This is a genomic window from Agrobacterium sp. NPDC089420 (assembly GCF_044900305.1).
In the GTDB taxonomy this organism is placed as follows: Bacteria; Pseudomonadota; Alphaproteobacteria; order Rhizobiales; family Rhizobiaceae; genus Agrobacterium.
The window spans coordinates 51,849-75,731 of sequence record NZ_JBJDMY010000009.1; the positions used below are offsets into that span (position 1 = coordinate 51,849).

The window sequence follows — 23,883 nt, forward strand, 5'->3', positions numbered from 1 at the left end:
ATGACCACCATCCCCGCACATACCCATTTCGATTTCGCCAAGCTCAACGAGCGGGAGCGCTACAAGATTTTGATCGGCACGGTCATTCCGCGCCCCATCGCCCTGGTGACGACCGTGAACAAGCAAGGCCAGCCGAATGCCGGTCCGTTCAGTTTCTTCAATGTCCTGACCCATGATCCGGCCATCGTTGCCATCGGCGTCGAGAATTATGCGGATATGCGCTTCAAGGACACGGCCCGCAACATTCGCGAGACCGGCGAATTCACGGTGCATATCTGCGACAATGCCCTGGTCGACCAGATGGAGGTCTGCGCCATCAAATTCGGCCCGGAGGTGGATGAAATGGAAGAGGCGGGCCTTGCTACCGTGCGCGGCCAGATGGTCCGCAGCCCGCGTATTCTTGCCGCCCCCGCGGCGCTGGAATGCCGACGTCATACCACGCTGCAGGTCGGTCCGGCCCGGGAGATCATCCTGGGCGAAGTTGTCGGCGTCTTTGTGCGCAGCGATGCGGTCAATTCTTCGAACCTGCATATCGACCAGCATCTCATGGATGCGGTGGGCCGCATGGGCGGGCACACCTACGCCCGCACGCGCGACCAGTTCGACATCAAAACCCTGACGGAAGAAGAGTGGCGTCTGCGCAAGAGGGCTGCGAAGTCCGCCGCAATGTGAAATATCCGGGACCGCGCGACACTGTGAAGACGTCGGATGCGGCCGGCAACGCCGATATCGGGCGATAGACCTCTCCGAACCGCACCTCGGCAAGACGGGCCAGTCGCGCGCGGCTTCCCGGAACGAAGGCCTCCGCACATCGAGGAGGCCATTCAATTTTTCCGGGCCGCCCCGTCAGAAGGCCCGGATTACATACAACTGTCACCAACCGCTGTTACTGCATCAGGTCATCCGAATGAATAAAGGAAGTCATTCGAATGATTAAGGCGAATGAGGATGCGGTGGTCCGCTCCAAATGGGGGCAGTGGCAAAATGTGGAAGGTCTGTTGAACCGGGAGATTACCTCCGGGGCGCTTCCGGCAGGAGCCCAGTTGCCGACCGAGGCGGAAATGATGCAGCGTTTCGGTGTCGGCCGTCACACGGTGCGCCGGGCGATTGCCGAATTGGCGACGGCCGGCAAGGTGCGGGTTGAGCAGGGGCGCGGCACCTTCGTCGAACAGCAATCCGTCATCCGTTACAACATTGCGCGGCGCACGCGCTTCAGCAAGAACCTGAAGGAGCAGGGGCGCGTTCCTTCCGGATTGCCGGTCGAGGAGCTTGAGATGGCGGCTCCCCCGGTCGTGGCGACGGCATTGCATATCGCCGAGGGCGATGCGGTTTACATGATCGCACGCCGCGGTTTTGCCGATGATGCGCCGATTACCGTGAGCCGTGCCTATCATCCGGTCGCACGCTTTCCGAATATGCATATCCGCCGCCGGGACGGTGTGTCCATTACCGAAATCTACAGGGATTTCGGCGTTCAGGACTATCTGCGTCATCGCACGACCATCTTCACCCGCCTGCCGATCGGTGAGGAGGCGCACATGCTCGCGCAATCCCAGGAACAACCGGTGCTGGTCGTCCGGAAGGTCGATGTCGACATGCAGGGAGGTCCTATTGCTTATTCGGAGGTCGTCTGGGCCGGCGAGCGTATCCAGTTCGTGGTCGATTACGACGAGGCGTCCGGCAATCCGACCGGAGGCGCTTGAAACAGTTGCGGCAAGACACGGGGGAAACAGGCGGTCAAAGCATCGCACACCCTGGTTTCGGGCAGAAATATACGCGCCAAATGCGCGCGGTTTGAGAGGAAGACGGATGAAGAGCGGCGCGGAAACGGAGACGATCATCGGCAGTTATCGCCATGACGAGGTCCTGCGCATTCTGGCCGGCCTATCCGTCGACGTTTTCGGGCGGCGAACAGCAGAAGGTCAATCTGGCACGGGCGCTGATCCTGCTGCTGCTTCTCGATGAGCCGACGGCTTCGCTCGACGGCATGGCGCGCAGGGCGCTGGTGGAGCGGCTGGCCGAACTCAAGGCGGCCGGTGTCGCGATGATCGGCATGTTCCATCATCAGGAAGATGTTGCCGGCCTTATCGACCGGGAGATACAGTTGGAAACAATCAGAATTGCGGATGAGGTGGATGAACATGTGGTTGAGTAATTTTGAGATCGTCCTGAAGGATCGCATCATCGAGCGGGGGTCCTTGAGAATTGAAGACGGGCTGATCGCGGAAATCAGCGACAGGCCCGTCGCCAATGCGGCGATAGACGGCGAAGGGCGGCTGTTGTTGCCCGGTTTCATCGACATGCATGGCGACATGATCGAAAAGGAGATCGAACCACGCGCCAATGTCCGCATGCCGCTTGAACTCGGCATATACGATCTCGACAAGAAGCTGGCGGCGAATGGCATCACGACGGCCTATGCGGCGCTCGCTTTCACCCCGACGACCTACGGTCATGTCCGCTCGGTGGAAAATACGACGGCAATCATCGATGCGCTCGTGACGATGCGCAATGAATTGCTGGTCGATCATCGTGTGCATGCCCGCTTCGAGGTGACCTTCCCCTCGGCCGTCACCGTGGCTGAACGGCTGGTGCAGAGCGGTGTGCTTGGCCTGATCTCGTTGATGGATCATACGCCGGGGCAAGGCCAGTATCGCGACCTCGAAATCCATACCCGCAATATGGCGAAGACAAGGAACATCGATTACGCCACGGCCGTCGAAATGGTCAAACAGCGCATCGCGGCGCGTGAAGCGCATGGCGATACCATGGATGTCGTCACCGGCCTTGCGGAACTCGCCCGCGCCAACGGCGTCGTCATCGCGTCGCATGATGACGACAGCCTGGAAAAGGTCGCGCTGCTGCATGGTCTGGGCGCGGCAATCAGTGAATTCCCGATCACGCTGGAGGTGGCCGCCGAAGCCAGGCGTCGCGGTCTGGCAACGGCGATGGGCGCGCCCAATGCCCTGCGCGGGCTGTCTTATTCCGGCAATCTGTCGGCGCGGGAAGCCTTTTCGGCCGGCGTGCTGGACATCCTTGCCAGCGACTATCATCCGTCGGCGATCTTGCCCGCCGTGCTGGCGCTTGCCGATATGAGCGAGGGCGGGCTGCCTGCCTCGGTTGCGCTTGCAAGCGCCAATCCCGCTGCCGCGCTGGGTCTCAAGGACCGTGGCCATATCGCCAAGGGGCTGAGGGCCGATCTGGTCATCGCCGAGCGCGGCAAGATGGCGCGGCTTCGGGCGACGATCCGCGGCGGGCGCAAGGTCTGGTCGGACGGCGCCATCGCGATGGCTGCGAAAGCCGCTGCCTGACGGCAACGATCCTTCCGATGACGGCCTCCACCATTTCGGGGACGGTTGCTCATATGCCGTAAGACCCTAGGCGGGACGGTATGCGGGTTCATGAGTGCCGAACCCGCGGATGGCCATGCCTTCAGGCGCTCCCCGTCCGAAGTCTGCGCGCATTTCATCCGGGGCGCCGAAGGCGAGATTGTCGTTTTCACACCGGCGGACGTCGATCCGTTCGCAGGCGGCTTCGTGACAGATCGTCACGGATGGAGGTTGCCGCCGTTGCCGCACCATCGGTTTCGGGCGACAGCCACTTGTTTCGTCAACATCTTTTCCAGCCTGGGGCGTGTCTGCGCCCCAGCCTCCGTCACGCCATGTCGGTATGACCGCAATGTCCCGGTTGACGACACGAATAAGAGCATTGACTTTCGTGAAATATCACAACATTCTAGTTAGTGGATGAGGAGGCATGTCCGGCGGTGGAGGAAACGTCGGCCGGGCATGCGTATAGGATGGAGGATCCAAATGGCTTATCTGCATTCAAGACGTGGAATTGTTCGCGGCGTGCTGGCGTCCGCGCTTATGGTGTCGGCGCTGTCGGGCACAGCCTTCGCGCAGCAGGCAAAAGATAAAATCACATTTGCTGCGGCGATGTTCTCCGAGGCGGGCCGCGGCGACCGCGCCAAGGCGTGGGTTCAGAAATTCAACGACAGCCAGGACAAGATCGAGGTCGAACCGATCGCGATCCCGTTCTCCAGTTTCGCCAACACCGTCTTCACGCAGATGGGCGGCGGCGGCGGCCCGGATCTGGTCCGTTTCGACCAGATCGACTATTTCGCGGCCGTGCCATCGGGGCGGGTCCTTTCCCTCGACGGTCTTATCGATCCTTCGCAATATAAATTCATCGGCCCGGACAAATATCTCGCCGTAAACGGCAAGCGTTATGGCGTGATCTTCGATTCCACCGGTTATGGGCTCCTCTATAATAAAGATATCGTCAAGGGCGCGCCGCCCACGACATTCGAGGATTTCCTGAAGGTCGCCAAGGAAACGACGGGTGACGGCAAATATGGCTATGCGTACCGCGCCACGATGGCCGAGCGAGCCGGCTTCTGGCAGGACGTCTGCAATTTCGTCTACGGATTTGGGGGACGCTGGAGTGACGCCGACGGCAATCTGACGGTCAACAGCCCCGACGTCATCAAGGGCATCGAGGCCTATAAGGCGGTCTACGATCTCGACGTCATTCCGAAAGGCGCCGATGCGGCCACCTACCGGCGCATGTTCTGGGAAGGCAAGATCGCAATGAACGTCGACAATGGCGGCGTTGCGGCAATCTTCCACCAGAATTCCCCGAACCTTCCCTTTGCGGCCGCTCCGTCGCCTTTCCCGACACCGGCGCAGGGCCTGATCATGACCATGCTGTCGATCAACGCCAATACCAAGCACAAGGAGGCGGCCGTCACCTTCCTGAAATGGGCGCTGCAGCCGGAAAATCAGCAGGGCCTGCAAAAGGCCATGGGAACCATCGTCGGTACGGTGACTGAATATTCGGCCGAGGATCTGGCGGCGCAGCCCTGGCTTAGCGTTTATGACAAGCAGGTTGAAACGGCGGTCCCGCAACTGGTCATGGGGCTTGAGACCAAGACGCCGGAAATCCAGCAGATCGTGCTCGAAAGCGTGCTGAAGGTTCTTCAGGGCGGGCAGGATCCGAAGGAAGCCATGGATGCCGCGCAGCGGCTGATCGAGCGGCGGGTGCTGCGCCGCTGATGCGGCGCAGACTTCGCCTGCAATTTTCAAAGAACGAGTCATGTCGATGCGATCATCCGGTTCACGAAGCGGGATCGAGGGCAGCCGGTGGACACCCTATTGGTTCGCCGCGCCTGTCGCCCTTTATCTCCTGCTGTTTCAAATCTATCCCTTGCTGCAGGAGTTGAAGCTCAGCTTCACATCGACTTCGCTGCTGTCTCCTGACGACCAGCTCTTTGTCGGTTTCGAAAACTATCTGTATATTTTCGAGACCAGCGATTTCGCCCAGGTTCTCTGGGTCACGCTGATCTATACGATCCTGTGCGTTGTACTGGCGATCGGTTTCGGCCTCGGTACGGCGCTGCTGCTCAACAACCCCTTTACCGGGCGCGGCATTGCCCGCGCCCTGGTTACGGTGCCCTGGGCGGCGCCGCCAGTGGCCGTTGCGCTGATCTTCACCTGGATGCTCAATTCGCAATATGGCGTGTTCAATTATGCGCTACGGGTGCTGGGTCTGCCGTTTTCCGGTGAGAACTGGCTGGACAATCCGTCGCTTGCCCTGCCGGCCATCATGATCACCACCATCTGGCAGATATTTCCGTTTTCGTCCGTCGTCATTCTGGCAGCCCTGCAGGGTGTTCCCTCGGAAGTGCGCGAAGCTGCGATCATCGATGGCGCCGACCGCTTCAACGTGTTCAAGACGGCGGTCTGGCCGACCATCCAGCCGACCGTGCTGCTGCTCGCCCTGTTCGTCACCATCTGGTCGCTGCGCCGTTTCGATCTGATCTGGCTGATGACACAGGGCGGGCCGATCGGCGCGACCAATACGCTGGTGATCGAGCTTTACCGTCAGGGTTTCGTCTATCGCGAGCTTGGCAGTGCGGCATCCATCGGCATGGTCGGCCTGGCGATCGCGCTTGCCGTGACAATGATCTACTTCAAGATATCGCAGCGTGCCGAACGGGCGCAGGGGAGACGCGCATGAAAACCTCTCCCTGGCAGCACGGCCTGCGCATGATCAGCGTCCTCGCCCTTCTCGGCGTCGCCGTTTTCCCGATCTATTGGATGTTCGTGACATCGCTCACCACGTCTTCGGAGCTTTTTGCCGCAACCCCGCAATTCCTGCCGTCTCTTTCGGAACTCAATGTTTATCAGGACGTGTTCAAGACCATACCGGTCGCGACATGGCTGAAAAACAGCGTGATCGTTGCCTCCGGCACCACGGTGCTCAGCATTGTGCTGGCGATCCTGCCCGCCTACGCGCTTTCGCGGTTCAGGTTCTTCGGTCTCGCGCTTCTCGGCTTCGTGCTGTTTGCGACCCAGATGCTGCCCGAAGCCATGCTGGTCGTGCCGCTTTACGCCATCTTCGGCGACCTTGGGCTGCTCAATACCCTGACCGGCCTGATCCTCGCCAACACCGCCTTCACGGTGCCGGTCATCGCCTGGATCCTCAAGGGGGCCATCGACGCGGTGCCGATCGAGGTTGAGGAGGCCGCCCGTATGGAGGGGTGCTCCAAGCTCGACGTGGTGCTTCTGATCGTGGTGCCGCTGATCGGGCCGACGCTTGCCGCCGCCTCGGTCATCGCCTTCTTCAACGGCTGGAACGAATATGTTTTCGCCCAGACGCTTATCAGCAGCGAAAGCCTGCGCACCGCCTCGGTCGGGCTCGCCGGTTTCGTCGGCGAATTGTCGACGCCGGTCCATTCCGTCATGGCGGTCGGCTTCATCTACACGCTGCCTGCTGTCCTGTTTTACCTGCTTGTCCAGCGTTACGTCGTGGCCGGAATGACGGCCGGCAGCGTCAAGGGCTGATAAAGGATTTTTGAAATGGCATCCATTACCCTGAAGAGCGTCAGCAAGAGTTTCGGCGCGAAGGAAGTTATCAATAATATCGATATCGCCGTTTCCGATGGTGATTTTCTGGTCCTGCTCGGGCCTTCGGGCTGCGGCAAGTCAACGCTTCTGCGCATGCTGGCAGGCCTTGAGAGCATTTCCGGCGGAGAAATCCTGATCGGCGATCGCCGCGTCGATAATCTGCCGCCAAGCGATCGCGACATGGCCTTCGTCTTTCAGTCCTATGCGCTCTATCCGCATCTGACCGTGCGGCGGAACATGACGTTTCCACTGGTGATGAAACAGTTCCGCTGGTGGCATCACCTGCCGATTATCGGCGGCCTTGCCAAGCGCCGGATCGAGAATTCGCCGCAGGTGAAGGAAATGGTGCAGCGCAACGCCAGGATACTGGGCCTGACCGAGATGCTGGACCGGTTTCCGCGCACTCTCTCGGGCGGTCAGCGCCAGCGTGTCGCGCTGGGCCGGGCGATGGTGCGGCAGCCCGAAGTTTTCCTGATGGACGAACCGCTCTCCAATCTCGACGCCAAGCTCAGGACGTCGATGCGGGCGGAAATTTCCAAGCTGCATGCCGATATCGGCGGCACATTCGTATATGTGACCCATGATCAGGTTGAGGCCATGACGATGGGAAGCAAGATCGCGCTCATGCGCAACGGCGTCGTTCAGCAATTCGGGTCCTCCCGCGAAATCTACAGCGATCCGGCCAATACCTATGTCGCGCGCTTTATCGGTACACCGCCGATGAACCTCATCGAGGCCGATGCCGCAAGCGGTGTCGTCAGTGTGGGCGGCGTTGCGCTTGCCTTGCCGCAGGAATTGTCGGCGGCGGTCAGGGCAAACGGCAAGGTTCTGTTCGGCATCCGCCCGAATGCGGTCAAGCTGACGTCTGAGCTTCAGCCGGGCGCCGTCGAGGGCACGGTAACGCTGGTCGAGCATATCGGCGCCGAATCCGTCATCGCGGTGACGCTTCGCAATGCCCGCACGGCGCATCGCGAGGAAGGCGAGCTGGACGCCGTCATGGTCACCGAGCAGGGTTATACCGCGCTCAAGGTCGGCGATCCGGTTTCGCTGGCCTTCAACCCTGATGAAGCCGTTCTGTTTTCGCCTGAAACCGGTCTGCGGCTGCGCCCTTGATCCTTGGAACCGGAGCCGGATCATGAACCACGCAAGCTGCGATACGTCAAAGCGAGATCAGCGATTCCAGACTGGAATCGAGAATCGACGGATCGATATCCCTCTCAAGGGCATCGAACATCCGGTCAACGTAGTCGATCAGCTGGTCGGACGCCTCGACGGCCAGTGCGACATTCCGCTTGGCGATCGCCTCGAGTATGCCGATATGGCTCTGGATGCTTCCGGCAAGGCTTTCCGCACCGCCGATATTGCGGTGGTGGATAAGGCCGATCCGCCGGAACAGCGTATGAAGCGGCCGCAGCGTATGCTCGAGGAAAGGCTCCCCCGCCGCCAGCAGGATCAGCCTGTCGATACGGCGGTCGAAAATATTGAAGTCGCCGATCGCCATCGTGTCGCGCTGGTCTTTGAGAATGCGGGTGATGTGCAGCATCTGCGAGCGGTGCGTGGACGTCGAGTGTTCGGCAGCCAGGGACACGACGAAGCGCTCCAGGTCGCGCCGCAAACGCAGAAGCATCCGCTCGCGGGCAAGGTCGATGGGCGCGATCTGCAGGCCGTGACGCGGTTGAATGATCACGAGCGTATCGGCGGCCAGCCGGCTGACCGCCTGATGCACGGGTGTGCGGCTCAATCCGGTCTCTCTCTGGAGGTCCTGAATGGACAGAAAGCGGCCGGGCTTGAGCTCACAGGTGATGATCAGGTGCTCGATGCGCTCATAGGCAAGCTCCGTCAGGTTGACACTGTTGCGTCTCTTCTTCTCCTGCGGATTGCCGTCTTCATCTTTCGTCCCGTTCTTGTCTTCACCGGCCATGTTTCATTCCTCAAGATTCTGCCTGACGTTACCGTTCCGTCTCGTCAGTTGCAAAATGCAATGACAGGAAATTTCTCAATATTTCAGATTTCCAGAATTTTCAAAGGAAGTGCCGGCATGGCGGGGACGCTTTTCGCCGGCGGGCGGCACCATCAAACCAGGACATGTCGCGTTTGAAGGCGGCTCAGGCTGCGTCAGGGCGAAATCAGGAAGGACAATTCGATGTTAGGCGTCATCATTCACGCTGCGAAGGATTTGCGGATCGAACCCGTGGAGAGTATCGCGCCGGCTGCCGGTCAGGTGCAGATCGCCGTCAAGACCGGAGGCATTTGCGGTTCCGATCTCCATTATTACCTGCATGGAGGCTCCGGCAGCATCCGCGTGCGTGAACCGATGGCGCTCGGTCACGAAATGGCTGGGATCATTGAGGAATGCGGTGCCGGTGTTTCGCATCTGGTGCCGGGCATGCGGGTGTCGGTCAATCCGAGTTCGCCCTGCTACGCATGCGAATATTGCCTTCAGGGCGCCCATAACCAGTGCATGCACATGCAGTTCATGGGCAGCGCCATGCGCCTGCCGCATGCGCAGGGCGGTTTTCGCCAGAGCATCACCGTCAGCGCCGCCCAGGCTATTCCGATCGCCGACACCGTCACCATGGCGGAAGCGGCCATGGCTGAACCGCTTGCGGTTGTCCTTCACGCCATGAAACAGGCGGGACCGCTTCTGGGCAAGCGTGTGCTGGTCACGGGCTGCGGTCCCATCGGGGCCTTGTGCGTGCTGGTCGCGCGCCATGCCGGTGCTGCGGAAATCGTCGTCACGGATGTCGGCGAATTCCCGCTGCAGGTCGCCAGCAGGCTCGGGGCCACCAAGGTTCTCAACATGAAGACGACGCCGGAAGCGCTCGCGCCCTATGCTGCTGGCAAGGGCACAATCGACGTGCTGTTCGAAGCATCGGGCAATCAGGCTGCGCTCAACGGTGCGCTTGCAGTCCTTCGCGCTGGCGGCATCATCGTCCAGCTGGGACTTGGCGGCGATGTGACGCTGCCGATCAACGCAATCGTCACCAAGGAATTGCAGCTGCGCGGCACCTTCCGTTTCGACGGCGAATTCCGGCAGGCCGTCGATCTGATGAATGCCGGCGGCATCGATCTGAAACCGCTCGTAACCCACACTTTGCCTTTTCAGGAGGCGGATGCGGCCTTCATGCTGGCCGCCGACCGGTCGCGGGCGATGAAGGTGCAATTGTCATTCTGAAAGGCGCCAGGCATGAATTGCGTATCAACCACATCCCTTTCGGGAAAAGTAGCGCTCGTCACCGGCGGCAATGGCGGTATCGGGCTGTCGATGGCCTTTGGTCTGGCAAAGGCCGGGGCAAGGGTGGTGATTGCCGGGCGCAACCCGCACAAGGGCGGGGATGCCGTCCGGCTGCTTGACGCAACAACAGGGTCAGGCCGGTTTCTGCAACTGGATATCAGCGATGACAACGCCTGCATGCAGGCCATCGCGGATCTGGTGCAGGCAGAAGGCCGGCTCGACATCCTCGTCAACAATGCCGGCATCAATGTCCGCCGCGCGCCGGAAATCTTTGATCTTTCCGACTGGAACCGCATCATTCAGACCAATCTGACGGCGGCATTCGTCTGCTCGCAGGCGGCTTACCCGGCGATGAAGGCGGCAGGCCAGGGCAAGATCATCAATATCGGCTCCATGACATCCATATTCGGCGCTTCTTTTGCACCCGCCTATGGGGCGAGCAAAGGCGGCATCGTCCAGCTGACCCGGTCGCTCGCCGTTGCCTGGGCGCCGGACAACATTCAGGTCAATGCCGTTCTGCCGGGGTGGATCGATACGGATCTGGGCGCTTCGGCCAGGCAGGAGGTGGAGGGGCTGAACCAGAAAGTACTTGCCCGCACGCCTGCCGGGCGCTGGGGACGCGGGGAGGATTTCGAGGGCATCGCCGCCTTTCTTGCCGGTCCCGGCTCCGGTTTCATCACCGGCACGGCCATCCCCGTCGATGGCGGATATTCCATATCCGGCTAAATAGCAGATCGAACCGTCCGCTCAAGGCCGGAGGAGAACAGCATGAAGATCACGAAACTCGAGACCTATATCGTTCCGCCACGCTGGATGTTCCTCAAGATCGAGACGGATGAGGGCATCACCGGCTGGGGCGAGCCCGTGGTCGAAGGCAGAGCCCTGACGGTACAGGCGGCCGTGCATGAGCTGGAGGACTACCTCATCGGCAAGGATCCGTTCCTGATCGAGGATCATTGGACGGTCATGTATCGCGGCGGTTTTTACCGTGGCGGCGCGGTCCATATGAGCGCCATTGCCGGGATCGACCAGGCGCTCTGGGATATCAAGGGCAAGGCGCTCGGCCAGCCGGTCCACTCGCTGCTTGGCGGCCAGTGCCGCGACAGGATCAAGGTCTATTCGTGGATCGGCGGCGATCGTCCGAGCGACGTCGCGAACAATGCCCGGGATGTCGTTGCCGCAGGCTTCAAGGCTATCAAGCTGAATGGTGCCGAAGAACTGCAGATCGTCGACGGCAACGACAAGATCGACGCCATCGTCGCGACGATCGGCGCCGTGCGCGATGCCGTGGGGCCACATGTCGGTATCGGCGCCGATTTCCATGGCCGGGTTCACAGGCCGATGGCCAAGGTCCTGGCAAGGGAACTCGAGCAGTTCAAGCTGATGTTCATCGAGGAGCCGGTGCTTTCGGAAAATCTCGAGGCGCTGAAGGAAATCGCCAACCATTGCTCGGCGCCGATCGCGCTCGGCGAGCGGCTTTATTCACGCTGGGATTTCAAATCCGTACTCTCCGGCGGTTATGTCGATATCATCCAGCCGGATCTTTCGCATGCGGGCGGAATCACCGAATGCCGCAAGATTGCGACCATGGCGGAGGCCTATGACGTCGCGCTTGCGCCCCATTGCCCGCTGGGGCCAATCGCTCTGGCCGCCTGCCTGCAAATCGATGCTGTCAGCCACAACGCCTTTATCCAGGAGCAGAGCCTCGGCATTCACTACAATCAGGGTAGCGACCTTCTGGACTACATCACCAACAAGGATGTCTTTCGTTACGAGCACGGATTTGTCGACATACCTCAGGGTCCCGGTCTTGGGATCGAGGTGGATGAAGCGCATGTGGTCGAAATGGCGAAGAAAGGTCATCGCTGGCGCAATCCGCTCTGGCGTCATCAGGATGGAAGCGTGGCCGAATGGTAGCGCCGCCCAGATCGCCAGGGTCGTCAGGACAGTGGATATGCCGGCCGTCACAACCAGCACGCAAGCCGGTGGCGCGACCGGCCTTCAAACCACGGCGATACTCTTTTGGGAATGTTAGCGGACGTCGTGTCTCCGCAAATAATGGGTCAACAGAATAAATGGAAGCGATGATGAAAATAACTGCGATCAAGACTTTTCGTGCAGAAGAGTTCTCCAACGTTCTTTGGGTGCATGTGGAGACAGATCACGGCATTACCGGCCTCGGCGAAACCTTTTACGGGGCAGCGGCGGTTGAGGCCCACATCCACGATACGCTGGCAAGCCGGCTCGTGGGCCGCAATCCGCTCCATATCGAGGCGCTTCACCGGGAAATGCTCAACCTCCCCATGGCGCATGCCTCGACGGGGGCTGAACATCGGGCGGCGTCGGCAATCGACATCGCGTTGTGGGATCTGTTCGGCAAAGTGTGCGGGCAGCCCGTTCACCAGATGCTGGGCGGCCTCTGTGTCGAGAAGATGCGCGTCTACAACACCTGCGCGGGAAGCCGTTACGTGCGGACGAAAAAGATCAAGCCGGTGGATACCTGGAATCTGGGGGAAGAGGCCGGTCCTTACGAGGATCTCGACGGTTTCATGAACCGGGCGGGCGAACTGGCGGAGGACCTGCTGTCGAACGGGATCACGGCCATGAAGATCTGGCCGTTCGATCCTCCGGCGATGGAAAACCGCGGGCTGTTCATTACGCCGGATCAGATGAAGACGGCGATCCGGCCGTTCGAGCTGATCCGCAAGGCCGTCGGCGACAAGATGGATATCATGGTCGAGTTCCATTCGCTGTGGAACCTGCCGGTTGCCAAACAGATTGCGCGGGCGCTCGAACCGTTCAAGCCCACCTGGTACGAAGATCCGATCCGGATGAATTCGCCGCAGGCGCTTGCCGAATACGCGCATTCCACCGATGTGTGGACCTGCGCCTCCGAAACGCTCGGCACCCGTTTTGCCTACAAGGAGTATCTCGACCGCGACGCCGCCCATGTCGTCATGGCCGATCTGTGCTGGACGGGCGGCCTGACCGAGGGTCGCAAGATCGCGGCCATGGCGGAGACCTATCACCGGCCTTTCGCCCCGCATGACTGCATCGGCCCCGTCGGTTTCGCCGCTGCCATCCACATGAGTTTCTCGCAGCCCAATACGCTCATTCAGGAAAGCGTGCGGGCCTTTTACAAAGGCTGGTATCGCGAACTGGTGACGGAGGTTCCGCGCATCGAAGGCGGCTTCGTCTATCCGATGGAAGGCCCTGGCCTCGGCACCGAACTGCAACCGTCCTTCTTCAAGCGCCCGGATCTCACGGTCCGCATATCCGAACTCTGAGAGGAAAATCCCATGAGCGTTTCGCTATTCGATCTCAGCGGCAAGACGGCTCTCGTCACCGGTTCGTCGCGCGGGCTGGGGCGGGCCTTTGCCGAGGGGCTGGCGGATGCCGGTGCCCGGGTGATCCTCAACGGCGTCGACACCGGTCGGCTGGAGGAGGCGGCTCTGGCGATGCGATCCGCCGGCCGCGACGTGCTGGCGGCGGCATTCGACGTGACCGACGAAGCCGCCGTCATCGCGGCCTTCGAGAGGTTCGACCGGGACGGCATCCGGGTGGACATCCTCGTCAACAATGCGGGCATCCAGTTTCGCAAGCCGATGCTTGAGCTGGAGACCGCCGACTGGCGCCGGGTCATCGACACCAATCTGACGTCGGCCTTCCTTGTCGGCCGGGAGGCGGCCAGGCGAATGGCGGAGCGCGGTTCCGGCAAGATCATCAATATCGGATCGCTGACCTCCGAACTCGCCCGGGCGACGGTTGCGCCTTACACCGTCGCCAAAGGCGGCATCAAGATGTTGACCAAGGCCATGGCGGCGGAGTGGGCCGAAAAGGGCATCCAGGCGAACGCGATCGGCCCCGGTTACATGATCACGGACATGAATGAGGCGCTGCTTGCCAATCCGGACTTCGATGCCTGGGTCAAGGCACGAACGCCGGCGCGGCGCTGGGGTCGGCCCGAAGAGCTGGCGGGCACCGTCATCTATTTTGCATCCGCCGCATCCGACTATGTCAACGGTCAGATCGTTTATGCCGATGGCGGGATGATCTCGGTCTTGTAGGCGTCGTATCGCCGGGGTTGCTGGCGCGGAGCATCGTTGCGCTGGAAGCGTCGCGGAACCGGAGGGCTAGGCTGCAAAGGCTGCCTGGCCCCTATGAATGCCGGGCGGTGGGATATTTCTCCGCGCCAAAGGTCCTTCGCGCCTGCCTGATATTACTTGCCGGATTGGTCGCCCAGCCATTTCTGCGGCAGCAGATCGCCCCCCAAAGGGGCGATAAAGAACGCTTCGCCGCCTGCGGCGACTTCAATATTGTGAAGGGCCGAGCCGGATGTTCCCTGCGGCAGCGAGATCGGCAAATCCGCGGCGCCCTGACATCCGGTTTCGATCGGCGTTGCCGTCGTGCAATCGTTGCTGACCGGAAAAATCTGGACATTGCCGACGCCGGTAAAGGTGGTGGTGCTGCTGGAAACAAAAAGCCGGGTGGAGGATGCCTCGCCGCCCGTCAGTGCCAGCCCATAAACGCCGAGGCTGCCGAAACACTGTAATTGCTGGAGAAAACTTCCGTCCTGCTTGAAAATCTGGACGCGATGATTGAGGGCGTCGGCGACAAAGATCCGGTTGCAGCGGTCGGTGGTGATGGCGTGCGGCAGATTGAACTGTCCGGCGCCGGCTCCGGCCTTGTTTCCCGGCGCCGACCAGACCTGCAGGACCTTGCCGGTATCGGGATCGAGGGACAGCACGCGGTTGTTCAATCCGCCGACATCGCCGTCCGTCACCCACATTACGCCGTTGCCGTCAAAGGCGACATCCGTGACCTTGTCGAACTGGACGGGGTCCAGGCCGCTGCCCTGGCTGTTGGCGCCGCAGACGCCGATACTGCCCAGATAGTCGCCATCCGGCGTGAATTTCTTGATGCAGTGCCCGAAGGCGCCGCCGGCCGTGTTGGGCGGCGCCATGTCGGTGACCCAGGCAAATATCTCCCCTTGCGCGGTTTTCTGAAAGCTCAGCGAATGCGGCTCGCCAAGCCAGTCGGTCGACCAGGAAGAGACAAGCCGGCCGTCCAGTGTCAGGATGGAGATTGCGGGTTTGCCTCTCTGCACCATGTACAGCCTGTCGCCGGCGGGCGACAAAGTCACCCAGCTGATATTTTCGACGTTGAAGCCGCCGAGCTGCGGGAAGTTCGCGTCCCTGGAATAGGTCTCCTGCGCGTCAGCGCGCGTGCTGATCGCAAGGCAGGCAAAGGCAAACAGCAGGCACGCGCCCGTTCGTGCCGCCGTCCGCAACCTGCCTTTGGCCGGATGTGAAACGGATGCGCTCATTTCGATCCGGCCCCGCGCAATGCGGCGCCTTTCGGTTTGCCGGTCTTGGCCGCGCCCGGCTTGGGTTGGGCAAGGCAGAGCGGCGGCAGGTCGAAAAATTCCGCAGGGAACCAGGCGGGGGATTCCTGATATGCGTAATAGTCGGCCAGCGCGAGGCTGGTGCCGCCCTCGGCAATGGTCGAGGCGGATTCCATGAAGGTGACCGGCCGGCTGCGCGTGCCGTCCGATCCGGGAAAGGGACTGTACCACGTCCACAGATACCGGCCTTGCGGATATTCTTTCGTCGGCGGGAACAGGACTGAGATGATATTGGTGGTCTGTCCGGGAGAAAGGGCAGGGTTGTTGGTAATCGAGGCGTGGATAGTGCCATCGACGGCAGGAATGCGCGCCCAGTCCGGAGGTTCCTGTCCAAGCCCGATATTGTCGCATGACCAGACGATCGGGAAAGGATATCCACGCGAGAGGAAGAACGTCTCGTTGTAGATATAACCGCTGCCCGCGAGCGGCGGCGGTGTCGTTCCCGACGGTGCGATCCCGTAGAGCATCGCCACCTGATCCTGAAACCCGGCGCTCGGATTATATTCGTAGGACATGATGGTGGCCTGGGCGCGATCCGAGGCGAGGCGGTAACTCCCATCCGGTTTCCACTGATAAAGAACGACGGTCGGCAGCGGCATGCTCTGGGAATCGACCGGCGTCATATAGGTCGTCATGAAAAAGCAGGGGTTCCAGACGACGAGCTTCTGGTTGTTCGGATTGCCGGGCTGGAAACCGGCGATCACGGGATCGACCCAGGAATCGACATTGGGCGCCGTGGCCGGGGCAAATGTCGGAAAATAGGTGAAGGAGAAGTTCTGGAAAAAGGCGAGCTGGGCCGGGTCCCCCATGGTCGGAGACGATGGCGGCGCTCCGAACATCATCCGGAACGGCAATTGCGTCCCGGTATCGAACCACATCCATGTCGTCGCATTGGAGCCGGGGACGGGTTGTTTCCACCAGTCGACTTCCTGCGCCTCCATCCAGTTGAGGTACCCGGTCTGGAAATAGGACGGCTGGTTGTTCAGCCAGTTCTGCGTCGGCAGCGTCCAGCCCATGTCGACCACGGTCCAGGTCGCGCCCTGGTTGGTGGATAGCTCAGTCCCCTGCGGCGTGATCCTGTACCACCAGGTGCCGTAATCCAGCCCCACGACACAGATGGACATCACCTGGTTGGCGATGAAGCTGATATTGGCAATGCACATCTGGTAAAATGGCGTGGTTTGCGGGTCGTTTCGCGGCGGCGGGCTGAAGGAGTGCAGAAGGGCGGTGCATTCCCAGGCAGAGGGCAGGGCCGGCGGCTGGATGTTTTCTTTTGTCCGCAATTGTGGCGGCCGCGCAACCGGAAAGAGTCCATGGGCTAAAGCGGGCATCGTAACCTCCTCTTTCCGGCTGCTGGATTGCAGCCGTGGCTGGCACAATTTCTGCGTGAGATTACGACATCCGGAAAATACTCGCAATAGTAGATTTTCTCTTCGAAAAGTTGTTGCGTTGTCCAGCGCCATTCTGCGGGATGTGTTGGCCGACGGAAGCCGTGAGAGGACGTTGGCCTTCGTCCGTTGCCGCGCCGTCGCCATTTTCCGGCCGGCCGCACGCAATTCAAATTTTTAAAATATTATATTAGAACAATTGCTTAACTGCATCTCCAACACAAATGTATTATTTCGTTGCACCTAATGTGTACACTAAGTACACAATCTCTTGACGTTCCGCCGTCCCCGTGCAATCTTTGGATCATCAACACTAGGAAGCTCGGAGTTACGCCATGGCGAAGACCGTAAAGAGCAGTCTCTATGAGGATTTGAAGCGCCAGATCCTGACGATGGAGCTCGATCCGGATGCGGATCTCGATGAAGTGTCCCTGAGCGAATATTACGGCCTATCCCGAACGCCCGTGCGTGACATTTTTCGCCGGCTGGCCGGCGAGGGATATATCGATATTCGTGAAAACCGGGGTGCGCGCGTCATTCCGATGAATCACACGACGCTGCGCAACTTCTTTCAGGTCGCGCCTATGATCTATGCGGCGATCGGGCGGCTGGCGGTACAGAATTTCAAGCCGATGCAGCTTGCCGACCTGAAGGAAACCCAAGAGCGGTTTCGCAAGGCCAGCGGTGAAAGGGATGCGCTGGGCATGGTTCTGCAGAACAATCGCTTTCATGAGATATTCGGCGAAATGTCGGCCAACGCCTATCTGCAGCCGAGCCTCGGCCGTCTTCTCATCGACCACGCCCGCATCGGCCACACATTCTTTCGGCCCCGAAACCAGGACATGGAACGCCGCCTGCAATTGGCGGTCGAGCATCATGACAGTTTCATCGAAGCGCTCAGCGCCCATGACGAGGATGCGGTCGTTGATCTCGTCTTCGAGCATTGGGAACTGTCACGCGAGAACATGGAAATGTTCATCGCGCCGCAGGGCATGAAGGTCGACGCCGTTCTTGGCGGCCCGACCATGCAGTCACTGGAGAAGTCATCGTGAAGTTTGAGGGGATTTACACGCCGGCGATAACGCCGCTCGACGAAAACGGACAGATCGACCGGAAAGCATTTTCCGCGGTTCTGGAGTCGCTGATCGAGGCGGGCGTTCACGGAATCATCGTCGGCGGTTCGACCGGGGAATATTACGCCCAGACGAGTCAGGAGCGTTTCGATCTTGCCGCCTATGCCAGGGACGTCATCGGCAGCCGGCTGCCGCTCATCGTCGGCACAGGCGCGACGCGAACGGAGGATTCCGTCGAATATGCCAAGGCGGCCAAAGAGATCGGCGCCGATGCAATTCTGGTCTCGACGCCGCCCTACGCGCTGCCGACCGAGCGGGAGAACGCGGTTCACGCGCTGACCGTCGATCGCGCCGCCAACCTGCCGATCATGCTCTACAATTATCCGGCACGCATGGGCGTGATGATGGGCGAGGACTATTTTGCGCGTGTCGGCAAGTCGCGGAATGTCGTCGCCATCAAGGAAAGTTCCGGCGAGATGGCCAATCTTCATCTGCTTGCCCGGAAATTCCCCCATATCGCCCTGTCCTGCGGCTGGGACGATCAGGCGCTGGAATTCTTCGCCTGGGGCGCCAGAAGCTGGGTCTGCGCCGGTTCGAATTTCCTGCCGAAAGAACATGTGGCGCTTTATGAGGCCTGCGTCGTCGAAAAGAATTTCGACAAGGGCCGTGCGATCATGACCGCGATGCTGCCGCTTATGGATTTCCTCGAATGCGGCAAGTTCGTCCAGTCGATCAAGCATGGCTGCGAGATCATCGGCCTGACGGCCGGACCGGTCCGCGCCCCGCTGCGGCCGATGAACTCCGAAGAAAAGAGAACACTTGAGACCGTTGTCGCCACGTTGAAGCGGACGGTCGGCCAGATTACGTCGGGAGCCAATCGTCATGCATGAACCGTTGACCGCCGCCGAATACAGGGCGATTGCCGCCGATCTCCAGTTTCCGACGGGCGCTTTCATCGATGGCGCATTCCGTCCGGCCAGTTCCGGCAAGACATTCAAGACCAAGAACCCGGCAAACGGCGAAACGCTTGCAAAGATTGCCGCATGCGACAGCACGGATGTCGATCTCGCTGTTGTCAAGGCACGCGGCGCATTCGATGATGGTCGCTGGCGTCTGCAGCATCCGGGCGAGCGCAAGGCGGTCCTCCTCAGGCTCGCCAAGCTCATCGAGCGCAATCGTCACGAACTGGCGGTCATGGAAAGCCTCGATAGCGGCAAGCCGGTGCGCGAGTGCCAGACGGTCGATATTCCCGATACCGTTCATACGCTGCGCTGGCATGCCGAGCTGATCGACAAGCTTTACGACAACACAGCCCCGGCCGGTTCAAACGCGCTGACGATGATCGTGCGCGAGCCGATCGGCGTCGTTGGATGTGTCTTGCCATGGAACTTTCCGCTGCTGATGCTGGCCTGGAAGATCGGCCCGGCGCTGGCCGCCGGTTGTTCCGTCGTCGTCAAGCCGGCGGAAGACACGACGCTCACCACGCTTCGGGTTGCGGAACTCGCTCATGAAGCCGGCATTCCGGCCGGCGTTTTCAACGTCGTCACCGGCAGCGGCAAGGATGTGGGCGAACCTCTCGGCCTGCATATGGATGTCGACATGGTCGCGTTCACGGGGTCGACGCCGACCGGCCGCCGTTTCCTGCGTTATGCCGCCGATTCCAACCTCAAGAAGGTTGTGCTGGAATGCGGAGGCAAGAACCCGGCGGTCGTTCTCGATGATGCCGAGGACCTCGATCTGGTCGCCGAGCAGGTCGTCAACGGCGCCTTCTGGAACATGGGCGAAAATTGTTCGGCCACCTCGCGCCTGATTGTCCATTCGAAGGTCAAGGACGAGCTTCTGAACAGGATCGGTGCTTATCTGCGGGAGTGGAAAACAGGTGATCCGCTTGATCCGGAAAACCGCATCGGCGCGCTGGTCAACAGGGCGCATTTCGACAAGGTGACCTCGTTCCTCGAGGACGCCAGAGCGGAGAAGCTCGCGGTCGTTCATGGCGGCGACACGCGGGGCGGTGCCTTTGTGGAGCCGACGGTTGTTGACGGCGTCACGCCGAAAAGCCGGCTGTTCCAGGAGGAAATCTTCGGGCCGGTCCTGTCTGTGACGACGTTCAACACGCTGGCCGAGGCTGTCGCACTTGCCAACGACACCAATTACGGACTGACGGCCTCGGTCTATACCGGCAGCCTCAGAAACGCCATCAGGCTGTCGCGTGAAATCCGTGCCGGCGTCGTCACCGTCAACTGCTTCGGGGAGGGAGACGCCAGCACGCCATTTGGCGGTTACAAGGAATCCGGTTTCGGCGGTCGCGACAAGTCGATCTTCGCTCACGACAATTATTGCGAACTGAAGACGATCTGGATCGATGTTTCCGAGCGCTCCGTGGACGAGACGGTCAGATGACGACAGGAACCGTGAGACGTCTTCCCGTTGAAAACGGCGTCTCCGGCTGGGAGGCGATCAGTCGGCGCCCTTTCCCGCTCAGAAAGCTTGAGGGTGCCTTATCCGCCGATTGGCTGGTGATCGGCGCGGGTTTCGCCGGCCTGTCGGCCGCGCGTCGCCTGCAGGCGTTGCGTCCGGACGAGAAAATCGTGCTGGTCGACGCGGGCGAAATCGGAAAGGGCACGTCGGGGCGCAATTCGGGCTTCATGATCGATGTTCCGCATAATCTCTCCGCAAGCGAATATTCCAGCGGCGGAGCCGAGGCGACGCGGGTGGAGATGGCCCAGAACCGGTTTGCCATCGCTTTTGCGAAAGACGCGGCGCAGGACTATGGCATGTCGCGCGAGACTTTTGATCCCGCCGGCAAGATCAATGCCGCCGCCACGGGGCGGGGAATGAAGCTGAACGCGAATTTTGGCCAGTCGCTGAAGGCGGCCGGCGAGAAGCACCTCTTCCTCGACGCGCAGGAAATGCGGGAACTCACTGGCTCCGGCTATTATCTCGGCGGGCTTTATACGCCGGGAACTGTCTTGATCCAGCCCGCCGATTATGTGCGCCAGTTCGCTGCCGGCCTGTCGGGCAAGATCGATATTTTCGAGCGCTCGCCGGTCACGTCGCTCATACGGAAGGATGGGCGGTGGATCGCCTCCTCTCCATCCGGATCGGTCACGGCGGCAAAGGTCATTCTGGGCGTCAACGGACATATCGACGATTTCGGTCACTTCGGCGGCCGGCTGATGCATATCTTCGCTTATGCCTCGATGACGGCCGGCTTCCCCGCAGGCGCATTCGGCTCTTCGGTTTCCGGCAGGGATCGCTGGGCGCTGCTGCCAGCCGATGCCATGGGGGCAACCATCCGCAAGATCACGACCAACGGCGTTTCGCGGATCGTCATCCGCACGAAGTATACCTACGAGACGAAGGTTGCTGTCGGTGAGCGCCGGATGGCGAGGATGAAAGAGGAGCATCGCCGTTCGTTCGATGCCCGTTTCCCGGAACTGGCGCAGGTGGGTTTCGAACATAGTTGGGCCGGGCGCCTCTGCCTCAGCCGCAACCATGCGCCCGCCTTCGGCGAGGTGGAGGAGGGGCTCTTTTCCGCCTGCTGCGAAAACGGTCTTGGAACGGTGAAAAGCACTCTGGCGGGCATCATGGCCGCCGATCTCGCCACGGGGACGATGTCGCCGGAACTCAGTCGATACATGGATCACCCGGCGCCTTCGCGCATACCGCCCGAGCCGTTTGCCTGGCTTGGCATCAATGGCGTGATCCGATTGCAGGAATTGCGTGCAGGCCGCGAGGGATGAAGAACCTCCGCCGCGCAATATGAAGTCTGCGTCCGGCGCGGCTTCAACAAAGATGGGAACAAGAAACTAGGAGTAAGAGCGATGAAGACGATGTGGAAGGCGCTTTGCGCCGCCGCCATGATTGGCATGAGCATGCTTCCGGCCCGTGCGGAAGAAAAGACCATCAACATGGGCACGTTGTCCTGGGAGGATCTGACGCCCATTACCGGCATCACCAAGAAGGTCCTTGAAGATGCCGGCTACACCGTCAAGGTCACCGAATTCTCCGAATGGGGCATCGCTTACGCTGCTCTCGCAAAGGGCGACATCCAGGTTCTGGCGTCGCAGACCGATTATGTGGCTCAGGATTACTGGAACAAGAACAAGAACCGTCTCGAGAAGATTTCGCCGGTTTCGCACGGTCTTTACCAGGGCATCGCGGTTCCGAAATACGTGCCGATCGACAGCCTCGAACAGCTGAACGACAACAGCGACAAGTTCAGCGGCAAGATCATCGGTATCGAACCGGGCTCCGGCCTGATGAAGGACGCGTCGAACGCGGTCAAGGATTACGGCATCAAGCTGCAATTGGTGGAAGGCAGCACCGCGGCCATGACGGCGGCGCTGAAGTCGGCCTATGACCGCAAGGAATGGATCGCGGTGACGGTCTGGGAACCGTCGTGGATGGTCCAGAAATATGAAGTGAAATATCTCAAGGATCCGAAGGGCGTCTTCCCGCCGCCGCAGGGTTATTACTGGATCGGCCAGAAGGGTTTCTCCGCCGACAATCCGCATGCCCGCGAAGTCATGGCCAGCGTCTACGTGCCGATCGCCGATATCACCGCGATCAATGGCGCGGTCAAGGATGGCAAGACCATGGACCAGGCCGTGCAGGACTGGATCGGCGCCCATGCCGACCTGATCAAGCGTTGGGAAAATATCAAGAAGAACTGATCGCGCAACGGCCGCCCGGCACTCTTCGGGCGGCCTCTGTCAAAGCAACCAGAGAAGCCAGCGCAATTGGCTCGAGGGAACCGCCATGAAAATCGACGCTGCTCAATCGAGCGAAATCCTGATCGACTGCCAGTCCCTCTGGAAGGTCTTCGGCGACAAGACGGGCGCCGCCATGCGATCGATTGCCGAACGCGGGCTTGGCAAGAAGGAAGTATTGCAGCAATTCAACTGCGTTGTCGGCGTCAACAATGCCAGCCTGCAGGTTCGGCGCGGCGAAATCTTCTGCATCATGGGGCTTTCCGGCAGCGGCAAGTCGACGCTGATCCGCATGCTGAACAAGCTCATCACGCCAAGCGCCGGCAAGGTGCTGGTCAAGGGACGCGACGTGGCTGCCCTGTCGCCGCCCGACCTGCGTGAAATGCGGGCGAAGAACATCGGCATGGTATTTCAGAACGTGGCGCTGCTGCCGCATCGGACGGTTCTTGAGAACGCCGCCTTCGGCCTCGAGGTCCAGGGGATTGCCAAGGCCGAGCGCAACAACACGGCAAGGCAGGCCCTGGAGAAGGTTGGTCTGGCCGACTGGCTGGAGCGGTACCCGGCAGAGCTGTCCGGCGGCATGCAGCAGCGTGTCGGTCTTGCGCGCGCTCTGGCCTCCGATCCCGAAATCATTCTCATGGACGAGCCGTTCAGCGCGCTCGACCCATTGATCAGGCGGCAGCTGCAGGATGAATTCCGCCAGCTGACAAAGCAGCTCGGCAAGTCCGCGGTGTTCATCACCCATGATCTCGATGAGGCGATCCGTATCGGCGACCGCATCGCGATCATGAAAGACGGCGCGATTATTCAGACCGGGACCGCCGAAGAGATCATTCTCAATCCGGCGGATGATTATGTCGCGGAATTCGTGGCCGGCATTTCCCGCCTGCATCTGATCAAGGCGCATTCGGTCATGCACAGTGTCAGCGACTACAGGAAGACCGAGCCGAATTCCGATCTTTCGACACTGGCGCGCACCACGCCGGACGCCGACATCGATGAGCTGATTTCGCTGACGATGCAGTCGGAGCGCGACGCCATCGCCGTGGTCGACAACGAGCAGGTTGTCGGCATCGTCACCCCCCGCAGTCTTCTCATGGGCGTCAAGGGGTCCTCCAATCACGACCGCGCGGCGGCCTGATCTCTATGGGAGCTTCGTG

At 60.6% G+C, this 23,883-nt stretch carries 22 protein-coding genes; 19 read left to right on the forward strand and 3 right to left on the reverse strand.

The window, feature by feature from the left end; translation table 11 throughout:
* The 8 genes from ACI2KA_RS15395 to ACI2KA_RS15430 all read left to right on the forward strand — a co-directional run bounded on the left by ACI2KA_RS15395 (window position 1) and on the right by ACI2KA_RS15430 (window position 8,024).
* Window positions 1-672, forward strand: coding sequence for a flavin reductase family protein (locus ACI2KA_RS15395; protein ID WP_404503341.1), 672 nt, complete (start codon window positions 1-3; stop codon window positions 670-672).
* A 257-nt stretch (window positions 673-929) separates the two neighbouring features.
* On the forward strand, window positions 930-1,703 hold the full coding sequence (gene phnF / locus ACI2KA_RS15400; protein WP_404503342.1) for a phosphonate metabolism transcriptional regulator PhnF: 774 nt from the start codon (window positions 930-932) through the stop codon (window positions 1,701-1,703).
* A 152-nt stretch (window positions 1,704-1,855) separates the two neighbouring features.
* Window positions 1,856-2,155 (forward strand): ATP-binding cassette domain-containing protein, encoded by a 300-nt coding sequence (locus ACI2KA_RS15405; protein ID WP_404503343.1) that lies wholly within the window; start codon window positions 1,856-1,858, stop codon window positions 2,153-2,155.
* Complete coding sequence (locus ACI2KA_RS15410; protein ID WP_404503344.1) at window positions 2,142-3,311, forward strand: alpha-D-ribose 1-methylphosphonate 5-triphosphate diphosphatase; 1,170 nt, start codon at window positions 2,142-2,144, stop codon at window positions 3,309-3,311. Before ACI2KA_RS15405 ends, ACI2KA_RS15410 begins: the two co-directional genes overlap by 14 nt.
* Before the next feature lie 501 nt (window positions 3,312-3,812).
* The gene (locus ACI2KA_RS15415) at window positions 3,813-5,057 is read left to right on the forward strand and encodes an ABC transporter substrate-binding protein (RefSeq protein WP_404503345.1); all 1,245 of its coding nucleotides are present in this window, start codon (window positions 3,813-3,815) and stop codon (window positions 5,055-5,057) included.
* Between the two features lie 40 nt (window positions 5,058-5,097).
* On the forward strand, window positions 5,098-6,021 hold the full coding sequence (locus ACI2KA_RS15420; RefSeq protein WP_404503346.1) for a carbohydrate ABC transporter permease: 924 nt from the start codon (window positions 5,098-5,100) through the stop codon (window positions 6,019-6,021).
* Window positions 6,018-6,848, forward strand: coding sequence for a carbohydrate ABC transporter permease (locus ACI2KA_RS15425; protein WP_404503347.1), 831 nt, complete (start codon window positions 6,018-6,020; stop codon window positions 6,846-6,848). Before ACI2KA_RS15420 ends, ACI2KA_RS15425 begins: the two co-directional genes overlap by 4 nt.
* Window positions 6,849-6,863: 15 nt before the next feature.
* The gene (locus tag ACI2KA_RS15430) at window positions 6,864-8,024 is read left to right on the forward strand and encodes an ABC transporter ATP-binding protein (protein WP_404503348.1); all 1,161 of its coding nucleotides are present in this window, start codon (window positions 6,864-6,866) and stop codon (window positions 8,022-8,024) included.
* Between the two features lie 46 nt (window positions 8,025-8,070).
* On the opposite strand, the gene ACI2KA_RS15435 is transcribed toward ACI2KA_RS15430, so the two are convergent.
* Window positions 8,071-8,832: a GntR family transcriptional regulator gene (locus tag ACI2KA_RS15435; protein WP_404503349.1), complete on the reverse strand. Its 762-nt coding sequence runs from the start codon at window positions 8,830-8,832 to the stop codon at window positions 8,071-8,073.
* A 222-nt stretch (window positions 8,833-9,054) separates the two neighbouring features.
* Here ACI2KA_RS15435 and ACI2KA_RS15440 point away from each other — a divergent pair, with 222 nt between their 5' ends.
* From ACI2KA_RS15440 to ACI2KA_RS15460, 5 genes are all read left to right on the forward strand, one after another.
* Entirely contained in the window at window positions 9,055-10,086 is a 1,032-nt protein-coding gene (locus ACI2KA_RS15440) for an L-idonate 5-dehydrogenase (RefSeq protein ID WP_404503350.1), read from the forward strand.
* 12 nt (window positions 10,087-10,098) lie between these two features.
* Window positions 10,099-10,872 carry an SDR family NAD(P)-dependent oxidoreductase gene (locus tag ACI2KA_RS15445; RefSeq protein ID WP_404503351.1) on the forward strand — a complete coding sequence of 258 codons (774 nt, stop codon included), beginning with the start codon at window positions 10,099-10,101 and terminating at the stop codon, window positions 10,870-10,872.
* Between the two features lie 42 nt (window positions 10,873-10,914).
* Window positions 10,915-12,063 (forward strand): galactonate dehydratase, encoded by a 1,149-nt coding sequence (gene dgoD, locus ACI2KA_RS15450; RefSeq protein WP_404503352.1) that lies wholly within the window; start codon window positions 10,915-10,917, stop codon window positions 12,061-12,063.
* Between the two features lie 170 nt (window positions 12,064-12,233).
* Entirely contained in the window at window positions 12,234-13,433 is a 1,200-nt protein-coding gene (locus tag ACI2KA_RS15455) for a mandelate racemase/muconate lactonizing enzyme family protein (RefSeq protein ID WP_404503353.1), read from the forward strand.
* 12 nt (window positions 13,434-13,445) lie between these two features.
* Window positions 13,446-14,213, forward strand: coding sequence for an SDR family oxidoreductase (locus tag ACI2KA_RS15460; RefSeq protein WP_404503354.1), 768 nt, complete (start codon window positions 13,446-13,448; stop codon window positions 14,211-14,213).
* A 152-nt stretch (window positions 14,214-14,365) separates the two neighbouring features.
* Here ACI2KA_RS15460 and ACI2KA_RS15465 read toward each other — a convergent pair whose 3' ends face one another.
* Both ACI2KA_RS15465 and ACI2KA_RS15470 read right to left on the reverse strand, forming a co-directional pair.
* The gene (locus ACI2KA_RS15465) at window positions 14,366-15,472 is read right to left on the reverse strand and encodes a hypothetical protein (RefSeq protein WP_404503355.1); all 1,107 of its coding nucleotides are present in this window, start codon (window positions 15,470-15,472) and stop codon (window positions 14,366-14,368) included.
* Entirely contained in the window at window positions 15,469-16,881 is a 1,413-nt protein-coding gene (locus ACI2KA_RS15470; protein WP_404503356.1) for a hypothetical protein, read from the reverse strand. Before ACI2KA_RS15470 ends, ACI2KA_RS15465 begins: the two co-directional genes overlap by 4 nt.
* Window positions 16,882-17,273: 392 nt before the next feature.
* Here ACI2KA_RS15470 and ACI2KA_RS15475 point away from each other — a divergent pair, with 392 nt between their 5' ends.
* The 6 genes from ACI2KA_RS15475 to ACI2KA_RS15500 all read left to right on the forward strand — a co-directional run bounded on the left by ACI2KA_RS15475 (window position 17,274) and on the right by ACI2KA_RS15500 (window position 23,864).
* A complete protein-coding gene (locus ACI2KA_RS15475) occupies window positions 17,274-17,990 on the forward strand; it encodes a GntR family transcriptional regulator (protein WP_404503357.1) in 717 nt (238 codons plus the stop codon).
* Window positions 17,987-18,901: a dihydrodipicolinate synthase family protein gene (locus ACI2KA_RS15480; protein WP_404503358.1), complete on the forward strand. Its 915-nt coding sequence runs from the start codon at window positions 17,987-17,989 to the stop codon at window positions 18,899-18,901. The genes ACI2KA_RS15475 and ACI2KA_RS15480 overlap by 4 nt, the downstream gene beginning before the upstream one ends.
* Window positions 18,894-20,411 carry an aldehyde dehydrogenase gene (locus ACI2KA_RS15485; RefSeq protein ID WP_404503359.1) on the forward strand — a complete coding sequence of 506 codons (1,518 nt, stop codon included), beginning with the start codon at window positions 18,894-18,896 and terminating at the stop codon, window positions 20,409-20,411. The genes ACI2KA_RS15480 and ACI2KA_RS15485 overlap by 8 nt, the downstream gene beginning before the upstream one ends.
* The gene (locus ACI2KA_RS15490) at window positions 20,408-21,754 is read left to right on the forward strand and encodes an NAD(P)/FAD-dependent oxidoreductase (RefSeq protein ID WP_404503360.1); all 1,347 of its coding nucleotides are present in this window, start codon (window positions 20,408-20,410) and stop codon (window positions 21,752-21,754) included. The genes ACI2KA_RS15485 and ACI2KA_RS15490 overlap by 4 nt, the downstream gene beginning before the upstream one ends.
* An 81-nt stretch (window positions 21,755-21,835) precedes the next feature.
* Window positions 21,836-22,687, forward strand: a complete 852-nt coding sequence (locus ACI2KA_RS15495; RefSeq protein ID WP_404503361.1) for a glycine betaine ABC transporter substrate-binding protein — start codon at window positions 21,836-21,838, stop codon at window positions 22,685-22,687.
* A gap of 85 nt (window positions 22,688-22,772) precedes the next feature.
* The gene (locus ACI2KA_RS15500) at window positions 22,773-23,864 is read left to right on the forward strand and encodes a glycine betaine/L-proline ABC transporter ATP-binding protein (RefSeq protein WP_404503362.1); all 1,092 of its coding nucleotides are present in this window, start codon (window positions 22,773-22,775) and stop codon (window positions 23,862-23,864) included.
* Window positions 23,865-23,883 lie beyond the last annotated feature (19 nt).

Bases quoted from the DNA above. Each gene is read 5' to 3' on its own strand.
- ACI2KA_RS15395 (WP_404503341.1), top strand. From the start codon at position 1: ATGACCACCATCCCCGCACATACCCATTTCGATTTCGCCAAGCTCAAC.
- phnF (WP_404503342.1), top strand. From the start codon at position 930: ATGATTAAGGCGAATGAGGATGCGGTGGTCCGCTCCAAATGGGGGCAG.
- ACI2KA_RS15405 (WP_404503343.1), top strand. From the start codon at position 1,856: ATGACGAGGTCCTGCGCATTCTGGCCGGCCTATCCGTCGACGTTTTCG.
- ACI2KA_RS15410 (WP_404503344.1), top strand. From the start codon at position 2,142: ATGTGGTTGAGTAATTTTGAGATCGTCCTGAAGGATCGCATCATCGAG.
- ACI2KA_RS15415 (WP_404503345.1), top strand. From the start codon at position 3,813: ATGGCTTATCTGCATTCAAGACGTGGAATTGTTCGCGGCGTGCTGGCG.
- ACI2KA_RS15420 (WP_404503346.1), top strand. From the start codon at position 5,098: ATGTCGATGCGATCATCCGGTTCACGAAGCGGGATCGAGGGCAGCCGG.
- ACI2KA_RS15425 (WP_404503347.1), top strand. From the start codon at position 6,018: ATGAAAACCTCTCCCTGGCAGCACGGCCTGCGCATGATCAGCGTCCTC.
- ACI2KA_RS15430 (WP_404503348.1), top strand. From the start codon at position 6,864: ATGGCATCCATTACCCTGAAGAGCGTCAGCAAGAGTTTCGGCGCGAAG.
- ACI2KA_RS15435 (WP_404503349.1), bottom strand. From the start codon at position 8,832: ATGGCCGGTGAAGACAAGAACGGGACGAAAGATGAAGACGGCAATCCG.
- ACI2KA_RS15440 (WP_404503350.1), top strand. From the start codon at position 9,055: ATGTTAGGCGTCATCATTCACGCTGCGAAGGATTTGCGGATCGAACCC.
- ACI2KA_RS15445 (WP_404503351.1), top strand. From the start codon at position 10,099: ATGAATTGCGTATCAACCACATCCCTTTCGGGAAAAGTAGCGCTCGTC.
- dgoD (WP_404503352.1), top strand. From the start codon at position 10,915: ATGAAGATCACGAAACTCGAGACCTATATCGTTCCGCCACGCTGGATG.
- ACI2KA_RS15455 (WP_404503353.1), top strand. From the start codon at position 12,234: ATGAAAATAACTGCGATCAAGACTTTTCGTGCAGAAGAGTTCTCCAAC.
- ACI2KA_RS15460 (WP_404503354.1), top strand. From the start codon at position 13,446: ATGAGCGTTTCGCTATTCGATCTCAGCGGCAAGACGGCTCTCGTCACC.
- ACI2KA_RS15465 (WP_404503355.1), bottom strand. From the start codon at position 15,472: ATGAGCGCATCCGTTTCACATCCGGCCAAAGGCAGGTTGCGGACGGCG.
- ACI2KA_RS15470 (WP_404503356.1), bottom strand. From the start codon at position 16,881: ATGCCCGCTTTAGCCCATGGACTCTTTCCGGTTGCGCGGCCGCCACAA.
- ACI2KA_RS15475 (WP_404503357.1), top strand. From the start codon at position 17,274: ATGGCGAAGACCGTAAAGAGCAGTCTCTATGAGGATTTGAAGCGCCAG.
- ACI2KA_RS15485 (WP_404503359.1), top strand. From the start codon at position 18,894: ATGCATGAACCGTTGACCGCCGCCGAATACAGGGCGATTGCCGCCGAT.
- ACI2KA_RS15490 (WP_404503360.1), top strand. From the start codon at position 20,408: ATGACGACAGGAACCGTGAGACGTCTTCCCGTTGAAAACGGCGTCTCC.
- ACI2KA_RS15495 (WP_404503361.1), top strand. From the start codon at position 21,836: ATGAAGACGATGTGGAAGGCGCTTTGCGCCGCCGCCATGATTGGCATG.
- ACI2KA_RS15500 (WP_404503362.1), top strand. From the start codon at position 22,773: ATGAAAATCGACGCTGCTCAATCGAGCGAAATCCTGATCGACTGCCAG.